Origin of the sequence: Roseateles sp. PN1, from assembly GCF_038419725.1 — a bacterium.
In the GTDB taxonomy this organism is placed as follows: Bacteria; Pseudomonadota; Gammaproteobacteria; order Burkholderiales; family Burkholderiaceae_C; genus Paucibacter_A.
The window spans coordinates 161,876-174,628 of sequence record NZ_JBCARA010000003.1; the positions used below are offsets into that span (position 1 = coordinate 161,876).

Annotated in this window: 6 protein-coding genes; all 6 read right to left on the reverse strand. The window is 69.5% G+C overall.

Annotation, left to right across the window (positions count from 1 at the left end):
* Positions 1-76: 76 nt before the first annotated feature.
* Positions 77-2,680, reverse strand: coding sequence for a hypothetical protein (locus AABB87_RS05775; protein WP_341970388.1), 2,604 nt, complete (start codon positions 2,678-2,680; stop codon positions 77-79).
* 2 nt (positions 2,681-2,682) lie between these two features.
* Complete coding sequence (locus AABB87_RS05780; protein WP_341970389.1) at positions 2,683-4,866, reverse strand: hypothetical protein; 2,184 nt, start codon at positions 4,864-4,866, stop codon at positions 2,683-2,685.
* 18 nt (positions 4,867-4,884) lie between these two features.
* Positions 4,885-7,869 carry a phage tail protein gene (locus AABB87_RS05785; RefSeq protein WP_341970390.1) on the reverse strand — a complete coding sequence of 995 codons (2,985 nt, stop codon included), beginning with the start codon at positions 7,867-7,869 and terminating at the stop codon, positions 4,885-4,887.
* A 13-nt stretch (positions 7,870-7,882) separates the two neighbouring features.
* Positions 7,883-10,156, reverse strand: a complete 2,274-nt coding sequence (locus AABB87_RS05790; RefSeq protein ID WP_341970391.1) for a baseplate J/gp47 family protein — start codon at positions 10,154-10,156, stop codon at positions 7,883-7,885.
* A 9-nt stretch (positions 10,157-10,165) separates the two neighbouring features.
* Entirely contained in the window at positions 10,166-10,564 is a 399-nt protein-coding gene (locus tag AABB87_RS05795) for a GPW/gp25 family protein (protein WP_341970392.1), read from the reverse strand.
* Positions 10,565-10,655: 91 nt separating this feature from the next.
* Complete coding sequence (locus tag AABB87_RS05800) at positions 10,656-12,746, reverse strand: hypothetical protein (protein WP_341970393.1); 2,091 nt, start codon at positions 12,744-12,746, stop codon at positions 10,656-10,658.
* Between the last annotated feature and the right edge of the window lie 7 nt (positions 12,747-12,753).

The window sequence follows — 12,753 nt, forward strand, 5'->3', positions numbered from 1 at the left end:
GTGAGTCCGCGTACACGATCGGCCTTACCTACCATGGCTTGCACGTTGAAACTTGATGTTGGCCGAGCCATGGCTGTCATAGCGCCAGGTTCGACACATGGGTGATCAGGTCTAGCACCGCCGCGTCGACCTTGATGACCTTGGTCGCCTTTTCGGCCAGATTCCCCTCGAACAGCCACAGGCAGGCGCTCGGGTTTTCTCGAAGCTTGTTCGCGTCACGCACCGGCAACGGCGCGAGTGGCGTGAAGTTGATGCCGGTGCGGGTGCCACTCATGTGGTTGCCGCGCACATAGAGCATCAGGCCGTAGACACCGCTGAGCCGGATCGCCTCCATCGAGACTTGGTCCAGCAACGCCGCGTCGGCTTGCGTCACGCGGTTGCCTTCGATGGCCACCGAGCGCGCATTGCCGACGAAGATGCCGAAGCGGTTTTGCGTCAAGTCACGCTCGCCCAGGCCGATCTGCACCTGATTGTCGAGCACGCTGGCCCGCTCGACCGACAAGGGCGCGCTGTTAGGCGGGTCGCCGCGCGACAGGCCGATCGCGATGCCCTGCGCCACATGAGCGACGCGGTTGTGCGCAATCGTCACGACTACCGCCGCGCTGCCGGCCACGACGATGCCGCGTTCCGGCGGCAGCCGCTGGTAGCGGGCACGCAGGCGGTTGTGGCGGATCTCGGTCAGCGCGTTGTCGGTACACAGGATGCCGATCTGCGCTGCGCCTATTTGCAAGTCGCAGTCGACGATGCTGACATGGCTGGCCTCGGGCAACTCGGGCTTCTTGTCCGCGCCGTCCTTATGCTTGGCCCGCTTGAGCAGTCGCAGCAGGCGGCGTCGATCGGTCTCGTCGCCAGACGCATCGCCCGCCTTTTCAGCGCCGGTGGGCCCGAAAGCGCTCAGGCGGTTGACGAAGGTGTCTGAGGCGTCGACGGCCGCAGCAGCAGCCACGGGCTCCGCCACGCTTTGCCGCACGACGATGCAGGCGGCGCCGGCCGCGGCCGCATCGTCGCAACTGGCGTTCAGCCGTTCAATGTAGACGCTGGGCACGTCGATGACGGTCAGCGCACCCAGCAGGCCGACGCCCAAATCGCCCTTGTCCTTGTCTTTGCCCTCGTCCTTGCCCTTGCCCTTGCCAGTCCCGATACGGCCGCCCTCAAGGGCCAGATCACTGATGGTCAGCGAGTCACAGTCGCTGACCACCAGTGCCGCCTCGCCACTGCGGCAGCTGAGCAGGGAGGCGGCGCCGTTGCCTCGGATGACGAGGTGGCCCAGGCCCGCCAGCCGCAGGGGGGCGGCCAGGGCGTAGTGGCCGGCCTCGAAGCACAGCGTCAGGTCCGCGCCCTTGTCCTGGCCGTCGATCAGCGCCTGCGCATCCATGCCCGGCCAGACGCTGCGCTCGCCGCAGACCCGTGCGCGCAGCTCATCGATGGCTGCCTGCACGTCGTTGACACCGGGCAGCCGTGCGCGCTGGCCGTCCAGCCAGACCTCCTCGGCATGCGGCGCATTGGGTGCCTCGCGAACGAAGAACTGTGGCCCGCCGTCGACCGCATAGAGCCTGAAGCGCGGCCGGTCGCCAGCGAGGCCCAGCTTGACCGCATCACGGTGCAGCGCTTGGCCCAACAGCGCACGCACGTCGCCGGCTGCCAGCGGCACCGTGCGGGACGGCTTGTGGGCATCGAGGAAGTTCATGCCGTCGACGTGGCGCGTGCCGCTCGCATCGAGAAAGCCAGCCGGCGGCAGCCAGGCGAACCAGTCGGCCGCTTTCAGCCCTGCCAGCGAGGCGGTCGGGACTTCCGACAGCTGCTGCTGAAACTGTGCCAGCTGCGCTTCGCCCAGCGCGTCCAGCCCAGGCCCGAACCAGGCACTCCAGGCCTGCGAAGCCGGCTCACCCGCGACGCGGCGGCGGACTGCCCAGGCGTCGATGAAGCCGATGCCGGCGCTGGCGCTCAGGTAGACAAGGCCAAGCGGCAGTTCGCAGTCGCTCAGCGAACTCGCGCGCAGTTGCTCCAGCAACCCGCCGCCGCTCGGCGCCACGCCGGGCTGCGCATGGGCTGCAGCCAGTGCTGGGTAGCCGAAGCAGGCATGGGCGACGGCGCTGCGCCATTTCGAGATCGCCGCCGCGCCGATCGGGTTGGCTGCCAAACCCAGAGCCGCCAGCAGGGTGTTTTCGATCCGCAGCAGGCGCAGTTGGACCGCCTCGACGATGGCGTCGCTGTTGCAAGCGGCATGACCCGGGTCCAGCGCCAGTACCGGCGCCTTGCCCGCCTTGATGCTCAGGGGCGCCAGCGTCAGCAGGTAGAGGCCGTTGCCGGCCACATAGCCGCCGCCGGACAGCGTGCCGCAGCGGCCGAAGCCACCGGTCGTCGCGATGCTGCCCGACTCGGGCGTTGGGGCCAAGGCCAGCAGTTGCTCCGTGCCCAGGCACAGCGTCTGGCCGGCCGTGCTGATGCCCAGGCCGGCCGTCACACGCAGCTGGCGTTGTGCTGCGTCGGCGATTGAGATCTCCAGCCCGTGCACGACGCCAGGGCCGATGCCTTGGCCGAGCCGCGCGTCCGCCTCATGCTGCGCCTCCTGTGTGCGCGCCATATCGCCCTGCGTGACGAGGCGGCCGTTGAAGAAGTTGACGTGGCGTATGGCCTGTTCGGTGAGCGGCGTGCCCAGGTGGGTCGTGGTCGTGGTCATGACTAGCTCCTGTCCGCGAAGCGGCTGACCTCAACCTGGAAGGCGAGTTGGAACTCGCCGTCACCGATCTGTTGCGCGGCCAATAGCAACACCGTGAAGTCGATCCGTTTGCCTTCAGCCTTGACCTGCTCGAGCAGATAGGGTGCGAAGCCGAACTGCGTGCTCTCCTGCCAGATCGGCGTGAGCTTGACGATGTAGTTGGGAAGCTTCTCGGCGTTTTCCACAGCGGCCCGCAGTGGGATGAGTACCTGGGTCGGCTGGCGTTTGTTGACGCGCGGCGTCAGCGAACGCAGCCCACCGTAACCGCCCGCGGCCGGCACCGTCTGCGCTTGGCCCTGCCCATTGGCTAGCGTGACGCGTACTTCGCCGGCGGCGACGATCTCGAAGTCCTCGGCGCTGCCGCGGCCAACGAACTGTCCGCTTGGCGCCGGCGCCGGCCCGGCGGCCGGCAGATCGACGGCGACCCAACTGCCGTTGATGAAGCGCAGGATCTGGTCGGGCGCCGGGTCGGGCGCATTCAGCGGCACGCCCTGCAGCGCGGTCAAGCGGTTGCCGGTGACCGGGCCGGTGAGGTCGCCGGCGAGGTCTGGGACGGGCGCTTCGGGCAGCGAGCGCGGCTGCCATTGGCCCTCGCTGAAGGTCAGCACTTCGCCTTCGCCGATAGGGAGGGGCGCTGCCAGTGGCACGCCTTGCAGGGCGGCCAAGCGGTTGTTGTCGAGCGCTCCGCCGAGGTCGCCGGCGAGGTTGGTGACAGGCGCCTCAGGCAAGGAACGCGGCTGCCATTGGCCCGCGCTGAAGGTCAGCACTTCGCCCTCGCCGATGGGCAGGGGCGCTGCCAGCGGCACGCCTTGCAGGGCGGCCAAGCGGTTGTTGTCGAGCGCCCCGCCCAGGTCGCCGACCAGATCAGTGACCTGTGCGGCAGGCAGTGGGCGGGGCTGCCACTGGCCGGCGCTGAAGGTCAACACCTGGCCTTCAGCGATTGGTGTTGGCGCCGCCAGCGGCACGCCTTGCAGGCTGTCGATCAGCACATTGTCAAGCGTGCCCGACAGGTCGCCGCCCAGGACTGGCAGCGCCGGGCTGCCATGTGTGTGGTCGGCGCGTGCATAGTCGAGCGAGCTGCCCGGCGAGGAAGGCAGGCCGAAGCTGGTCTCGGCAACAACGCTATTGCCGGGTTCAGTGTCGCGGTCCTCGCGCCAGCGCAGCAGCAGCTCTTGCAGCATGCGCAGCGTCATGAGCACGGGCCGGCGGCTCTCGTCGACCGTGACCGGATCGGCCAGCTTGTCGCTGAGCTGCCAGCCGTCGGCCGTGGCGACCAGGGCCAGCTCCAAGCGCGCCAGCAGCACGGCATCGTCTTGCGGCGGGATCGGCGTCGCATTGCAGCTGCAGTCGGGTCTGGCCATCCACAGCGGCCGCAGCTCGGTCGCCCACAGCCGCAGTGCCGTGCGGAACAGCGCTTCGTCGGCATTGGCTGGGATGCTGCCTTCCATATAGTCCGCCGGCGGCAGCCAGGGGGGTGATAGCGGCGGGGAGGAGGGATTGAGCCAGTCCTGCGCGGCGGCGCGCAGCGCGGCAACGAAGCCGGCCTCGTCCAGCGCCGGTGAGGTGGCGACCAGTTCGGTGCCAAGCAGCCATTCGACGAAGTCGCGCAGGGCATCTTCCTCGCGCTGCGCCGGCGGCATGGTGCGCAGGTCGAGCCGGAAACTGTCGGCGATGCGAGAGGGCTGCATCAACTCGCTGTCGCTGCGGCAAGGCTCGCCAGGGATGGGCACCTTGTCGGTCAGGCATTGCAGATGGGACAACACCAGGTAGACGTTGAAGTGGGCGGGGCTGCCGCTCAGCCCCGCATCGACCAATGCGCGGGAGTCCAGCAGCCAGTCATTGAGATTGGCGCATTGGTCGCTCTCCACGCAGACCGGCGTGCCCGATGGCAGCCAAGCCATGCCTGGCGTGACGCGCACGCGCAGGCCCTTGTCGCCATCCGCCTCGATGACGACGGCCAAGCCGTGCACCGTGCCGTAGCCGAGAACCTCGCGCGCCAGCTCGCGGCGGCGCGAGCCGCCGTAGAGCTGCTCCTGGACGAAGTCGTCCACGCCCATCAGCATGCCCAGCGTGTAGTTGACGCGTTTGCAGGTGTCGGTCGCGGCGGCGCCGGGACCGAGCGGGTTGGAAGGGGTGCAGCATGCCATGGTGTTTCTCCTGTTCGTTCAGCAGGCCAACAGCAGCCGCCCGTGTGGGGGCTGCGGCGGACTGGCAACACGGCTGGCGCCAATCTGGCCCGTGCCGATCACCCAGTGCGGCGCCAGGGCGGGATCGCGGCTGCCTATGCCCAAAAGCGTGTCCAGGCCGACGCGCGCCTGGCCGATGCGGAACATCGCCCAATAGGGCTTGACGTCGAAGGCCGTGTGCGCCGGCTTGGCCAAGGTGACGACGCGCCGTGCGAAGTCGATTTGCTGCGCCAGCGCCGCCGCATCGGCCAGCGGCCCGTTGCTGGGCAGCAGCACGCTGAATCGGTGGGCGTTGGCGTTCATGGGCTCCAGACGTGTCTCGAACAGCAACCAATCCGCCAGCGCCGCGCTGCTCGCCGGCAGTCGGTCAGGCGGCGGCAGGACATCGAAAGCCGGCCATGCGCCCCAGGCCGCCACCATCGGCGGCGCATCGCTGCGTTGGTATCGCCGTGCGATGAAGCGCTGCCAGCGCGCCAGCGCGCGCTTGAGCTCGGGCGAAAGGCCGGCGGCCAGGAAGTCACGCCAGGCCGTTTGCTGCGCGGCCTCGGCCGGCCAGCTGGCGGGCAGATCCGGGCCAAGCGCGGCCGGCACCTCCGGCCGGGCGGTCCAGGCTTGCCAAGCGCTGCCCAGCTGAGCGGCCAGCCGTGGCACACCGCCCAGCTCGCTGGCGCAGAAGGCGGCCCAGTGGCGCGCGCCATCGGCATCGGCGGGCGGGATAGGGCGAAACTGCGGGCTGATGGACGGACTGACGGGCGGACTGATGGGCGCGCTGGGGGGCGGGCTCGTGTCCAGCCCTGCGGCCAGGCGGGCCGCCGCATAGCGCCGCTGCAGGCCTTCCGCACCTTCGCTCGGACTCCAGCGTGCGGCCGGCTCGACCCAACGAGGACCGGCGTCGATGACCGTCTCGCCCAGCAGCGGTACCGGCAGGCGCCGCGTCAGGAAGCGCTCGATGATGCGGATGCCGTAGGGCTGGTCCTGCGAGCGGGCAGGCAAGGCGAAATCCTCGGGCCGCACACATTGGGACAACACCAACTCGGTCGCCAGGCGCAGCCCCTGCGTCGTGCCGCGGTAGGCAAACAAGGGCACGGCAAAGCGGATCAGCAGGCGCTTGCGCGCCGGTGTCACCGCCGGGTCCAGCACCAGACCCAGCCAGGACGCGAGCCAGTCCAGCGTCGCGTCTGGCGCGCTACGCACGTCGAACAGCGCGGTGGCGCTGACGATGCGGTCCTCCAGAGCCGTGAACATACCTTCGAAGTTGGCCAGGAAGCGCTCGATGAAGTCGGCCGAGGCCTCGTCCTCGCGGTACAGCGCCGGCAGGTATTCGCGCAGATAGGAGAAGCGCGGGTTCCAGGCGCGCAGCGCCATCAGGCGCGGTGTCGCCAGCTCCTCGCCTGCCAGCGTCAGACGCAGTTGCAAGAAGCGGCCGCGCGCCTGCTGGAACAGCAACTCCCACGAGCCCTTGCCGGCCGCCACATCGGTGCGCGGCGCGGCATCAAGCAGCCAGGGCAGCTCGGGCCCTTCGGCGCGCAGCGTCGGCGCCGGCTCGCGGCGCCAGCGCTGGTCGGGCAGGGCGGCGAGGCTGTCGGCGGCGCGGCTTTCGATGCTGAGCGTGCAGCCGGGCGGGATGCTGGCGTCGATGATCAGCCGGTGCCAGGGGCAATCCGGCACATCGCCGTCCAGCGCCGGCGTGTTGAAGGCCGCCTCGGGCGCGTAGCGGGGGCGCGACTGCGCGACCAAGGGCAGCCAGGCGTCCTGCGTGCCGACGGCGCTGGCATACATCAGGCCGCTGTCCTGCGACACGGTGATGTCGGCAAACGTCGCGGCGCGGCGCACCAGTCCCGTGCCGCCAAAGCGCCGCATAGGCAAAAACAGCTCGACCGGATCCAGCAACAGCGAGGGGCTTTGGCCCACCCACAGATCGAAGGCGAAGCACTGGTTGCCGTCGGCAGCGGCGATGAGCAGACGCTCGCCCTTTTCGCGTGGCGCCATCGCACAGTCGAAGCCGCGCAGGGTGAAGCCAGCGCGGTCAGCTTCAGGGATCAGGTCCCGCACGACAGCGGTCGAACAGCGGGCGGCCATCAGGCCGTCCACGTAGAGCGTTATGAGCGCGAAGCCGTCGCTGCCGACGGCGTCCATCACCAGTACCGAGTCATCGGCCAGCACTTCGATGGCCACTGGGTCGCCGCCACCCAACGCATCGACCGTGAGCGCGAACCAGGGTTGCGTCGCGGCGGGTGCCGGCACGTCAGGCGCGAAGGCGGAAGGCGCCTCCACCTGGTCCACCGGGAATTGAGCCTGCATGCCCAGGCGCCGGTCCAGCAGCCAGACGCGGCCCTGCTCGCGGTCCAGCACGGCCAGTCCTCCGCAAGGGCGCGGCGCTAGGTCAAGCGGCGAGAAATGCCAAGCAGCGGGCCAGGCCAGCTCCAACGCCGGGCCGCCGGCGACGAGATCGAAGACCTGCAGTCCGCCGGGCCGCCCCGGTGCCGGCAGCAGGCCTGCCACCAGGTATTGCTCTCCGGTGATGGCCAGGCCGCGCAAGCGCCGCTCAAGCGGCACGGCTGGCGCCAGCGGCGCGAAGCCCCCCCTGACGCGAGGCCGGTCCTCAGCCGCCGGCGTGGCCGTGGCGAAGACCGACACGCTGCGGGAGCCGCCTGACAGCACCTCGATGCGCGCGCCACCATCGGCGATCCAATAGACGCTGCCGTAACGGTCCATGGCCGCGCCGAGGCGCCTGGCCGGGTCGGGCGCTGTGTCACTGGCGGCGGCGCGGAAGTGCTTGATGCGCTTGGCCAGGCCGATGCCGCCGGCTTCGAAGGCCAGCGGCAGGCGGTCGCGCCCGGCCGGCGTCGCCCAGCCCACGGCGAGTGCGCGCTCGACCCCGTCGTCGGCATCTACATGCGTGCAGCGACCCCAGTCGGCCTGGCCGAGCAGGAGTTCGAAGTGGCTGCCGTTGGCGTCTTTCATGGCGTGGCTCGCATCAGCATTCGGACGGCACGACCGGCACCGGCACGATCCGCTTGCCGGCCGGTGTGGTCGATGGCGCAGGCGCCGTGCCGCGCAGCGCGTCCAGGGGCACGGCGGAGCCGGCCTCGACCGAAAGGCCGGCGATCAAAGGCAGTTGCAGGCCGCTCATCGGTACCTCGGTCCCGACCGCGCCGGACGTGCCCTGGGCGAGGATGAGTTCGTCCACCTTCAGCACGCCAGGCTCGCGGGCCACCTCGGCCATCAGCTCCAGCCGGTTGACGGCCTTGCGCAACGGCCAGCCCTTTTCCATGCCGGGGTATTCCAGGGCGCTGTCTTCGCTGGCATCAAGGGCGCCGTGCAGGCCGCGCGCTGGCGCCAGGTATTCGATGATGCGGGCCTTGACGCGATCGCGCACGTCCGGTGTAGCAAAGCCGCCGGCCACCGTGATGCCCAGCGAGAGCCAGACGGGCTGGTAGTCCGGCCCACGCAGCACCAGTTCGGTCGTCACGAGCCGGCGCGGGTCGAGGTAGCGGCACAGCGCGTCGAGGAAGGCGCGGTCGGGCGAGGGGGTGTCGGGCGCACGCGGATCTTTGCGCGGCACCAGCATCAGCGTGACGACGCCCGGCGCGTCGCCGGGCTCGCTCAGCCCCAGGTCGGGGTGCCAGGCCGCCAGCACCTCGACGCGGGCAATGTCAACGCCGGGCGCGCTGCGGGCGATTTGCTCGAAGTCGTCGCTGGTGACGAGGCGGTCGCGGTGGCGGATAAAACTGCTGATGCGGTCAATGCCGCCGTCCACGTGTTCGGCATCGGCGCCGCCCCAGGTGGCTTGCGGGTTGTCAGGCTTCATGCCGGGCGGCAGTGCAGGGCCAGCATTGATCGCGTTTGGCGCGACATTGCCGCGCGCGCCGTCACAGACCTCGTAGCGGGCCACCAAGCGCGCGCCCAGCGGCGGCCGGGCGCCGTGCAGGCCGTCGCCGAAGCGCACCGTGCCGGCCTCGGGGTCGACGGTGAAGACGCGGCTTTCGCGACTGTCCTCCCAGACCTGGCCCGGCGCACGCTGCGGGTCCAGCGCACGCACCTCGGCGCCGGCGGCCATCAGGTCGTCGATGGCCTGCCAGTCTTCTAGCTTGCCATCGGCGATGACGCTGATCGTGACGGAGCCGGCGACGACACCGCCGCGAGCCAGGCGCAAGCTCTGGTCCGTGCGGCCCGTGCCTTCGCCGATCAATTCGTTTTGCACCACGATGCGCTGGGTGATGGGCACCGCATTGACGCCGGCCCACAGAAAACGCGCCCGCGCCGACGCGGAGGGCACGATGCGCAGCCAGCTGATGACGCGTGCGGCGTCGGCCGTGTCCTCCAGTGCCGGTGGGCGCGCGCCGACGCCGGCCTCCAGCGGGTCGAGCTGATCCCAGCTGCCGATCTGCTCGGCGCGCGTCGGCAGCGTGATCTCGACGACACCGGGCCCGGCCAACACGTCGTCGACACTGCGCGCGGGACGGGGCTTGTAGTTCGCCTCGGCACTGCCGACGACCGGCATTTCGTAGCTGATCAGCGTGGCCTTATCGCCATCGCCCGCGCCCACGCCGGTGCGGCCCTGGCCCTGCGTGGGCAGCACCGCCGGCGCGTCGTCCACATAGGGCATCAGGCCCAGGCTCAGCGTGCGGCCTGCCAGCGCCTCACGCACGGCGTCAGGGTTCGCGCCCTTGGGTGCCAGCAGTGCGAGCCACAGCACGCCGTCGACGGTGTCGTTGGCAATGTCAACCGGCTGACGGCCATCCAAGGCGCGGGTTTCATACATGCTCAGCTCGGCGCCCGCGTTTTCGGCCTCGGCAGTGGCGTAGAGCAGCCGGTAGTAGGCGCGGTCGGCCGTGTCGGGTATGACCTCGAACTTCACATAGCTGCGCGACTCGATGGGCAGCACATCAATGGCCGCAACGGTGCGGAAGGCAATGTCGCCGGCGCGTAGCTCGGTGCCGCTGGCCAATGTGGTGGCGGCCGGCTGCGCGCGTTTGGACGTGAACTGCACGAGGCCGCGCGCTGGCGTCGCCGGGGCCAGCGGCAGGCCCAGCAGCGAGAGGAATTTGAGCCGGCTGTTCTCGGGGACGCGGTTGCTGCGGTAGAGCAGGCTCTCGGCCATGAAGGCGAACAACTCGACCAGGGTGACGCCAGGGTCGCTGTGCGCCAACTGCGTCCATTCGGGCGTGTGCACCGGCACACGGGCCAGGGCCGCGCGCACCAGGTCCTGGAAGTCGCGGTCGTCGATGGTGGGTACCTTGATCGGCATGTTTTTCCTTCACCTCGTTCCTGCGACCGAGACAGCCAGCGAGACCCGCTCCAGCGCCTGTGTGGCGACGAGCCGATAGCTCAAGGTGGCAATGGCGGCTTGTGGGTCGGCGGGGTCGGCGGCGACGTCGACGGACACGACCCGCACGCGCGGCTCCCAGGCCTGCAGCGCGTCCTGAATGCGCTCAGCGATCAGCGTGTGGGTGCTGGCGGTATTGGGTTCGAACAGGAAGCGGGCCAGGCCTGCGCCGAAGCCTGGCAGGTGCAGGCGCTCGCCCGGCTCGGTCATCAGCACGATACGGATGGCCTCGCGCACATTGTCCTCACCGCTGGACCAAGCGATGGCGCCGTTTGGCTGCACGCGCGGCGGGAAGGCCATGCCCCGGCCATAGAGCTTGGCGGCGTCCATCAGGGGCAGCCTTCCGCTGGGCCGACCCAAGGACTGCCGGCGCCCCTGAATTGGGCAGTACAGGGGGTAGCGAACAGAGTGAGCGTGGGGGTCATTTTTTCCTCCCCTTGAAGCCGGGCAGCGGGAAGCAAACGATGAAATAGGGCAGCCAGCGGAAGATGAAGTCCAGCAGGCTGACGATGATCATCAAGAGCAACAGCGCGCAGATCGTGATGATGGGAATGGACAGGGAACACATGACGCCTAGCGAGAGTCCGTCGCCGGTTTTGCAATCGCCCTTTTCGGGCACCGACAGCGGCTTGTGGAAGGGCCAGGGCAGCACGCTGAGCACCAGATCGGCAAGGCCGATGCCCTTCATCCGGTCGACCTGGCCGCACAGCATGTCGCTCATCATGAAGACGGCGTTTTTGTCGAACTTGCGCAGGCCGGCCGGGCTGATGTCCATGGGCAGGCCGATGCGGATCGGCCGGGCAGGCGCGTCGGGGTCGAAGAAGCCGGCCATCTGGAATGGCGGTGTCGCCTCGCTGACGACCGCCTCATGGAAGGGCGCGCAGCCGGGCCGCTCGTAGACCAAGCGCATCACGTACCAGGCCTCGCGCATATCGGCCGGCTGCATCGAGGCCAGTGTTGGCTCGGGCGCGGGCCGGGCGGGGTCCGGTGCAGGCAGGGCGGCGGCGACCAGATCGGCCAGCGCGTCGATGCGAGCCTGAACTTTTTCGACGAGGTAGTCACCTTCGGGCGGATCGAATGCCGCTTGCTCAGGCGGACGCAGCACGCCCAGCCAGGGGTCGGCGAACAGGAACAGGAAGTCAGGCCAGCCGGGTTGGACGCCGACGTCCTCCAACGCCTTGCCCGCCGGCGGGATCGTGAAGCTGCCCTGCACCTCCTCCAGCGACGCGGCGAAGGGCACGATGCGGATCAGCGCATCGATCAAGTTGCTCTCGACATCGTCGTTTTGGAATGCGCCGTCGGGTTCGACCAGCGGGCCGAGGGCGCCATCGCCAAGATCGGGCATGGCCGCAGCGTCCAGCGCGTTGTACAGCGCCAGGGCGGTGCCGGTCGGCGCGGCGGACCGGACATCCAGGCCAAGCTGATCCTTCAGGAAGTTGTAGAGATCCAGCAGCAAATACCAGGACGAGGTCTGCAGCGCACTGCGCTGAGCGCGCAGCGTGTCGACGTCGGGCCGCGTCGAGTCGTAGCCACTGGGATCGCTGGACTTCTTGAAGACCGAGGGCAGGCGTGCGCTCTTTAGCTGGCCGATGTTGTCCGGGTCGGCACTGAGTGCGCCGAGCCCAACCTGGCCATTGCCCATCACGCGGTTGACCAGCGCCTTCCACGGGCCCAGCACCTGGGTGTGGAACAGCACCAGGCGTGGATCGAGCGCGGCGCTGGCCGCCGCAGCAGCACCGCTGCCACTGCTCGGTGCCTGCGTGCCGGCGCCCTGGTAGGCCTCGCGCCGCCCGACCGGCACGTTGCCGATGTAGAGCCGGCGCGGATGGCCGTCGTCCTGCACGAAGTTGGCCGGGAACAGGGCCAACCTCTCCTCAGCTGGCGCGATTGTCGCGACGAGGTTTTCCGCATCGGCCGGGCCGATGTAGCGCCAGGCCCCAGTCTTGCCATTGGGCACGAAGCCGAACTCGTCCCACGCACCGGTCTGGCGCGGGTCCGGCAGCGGCTCGTCGCGGTTCGTGCTGGGCACGCGCGGCAGCAGGCGGCGGATCAGGTAGCAAACTTTCTGGCGCGCCGGATCGATCTGTCGGTCCGGTAGACCCGGCGTACGGCAGACCAGGGAGCCGCCGACGAGGTAGTGGCGCATATGGGCGGGCTGGTACAGCTTCAGCAGGCCGGTCGATGCGGGTGCGGTACGGGCCGAGCGACCTTGCTGGGCACGGCGCCGCGCCGCCAAGATGCGCGCTGGTTTGCCCTGCAGCCAGCTTTCGGCTTCGGCTGGCGGCACGGCGCAGGGGCCGCGCCAGGTCTCGGCCATGGCTGCATGCGCGGGCAGCGCCGCCGGGCTTTGCTGCAGCAGAGCCAGCAGTTCGGGGATGAACTCATCATGTGTGAAGCGCAGAATCTGCGGTCGACGCAGGGCGCTGCCCGGCTGTACCGCGCCGGTCGGGTCGGTCCAGAAAGGCTGCGGCGCGGCCCAGGCGATGTCATGCTTGGCGAGCTTGTTGCTCATCACTGTG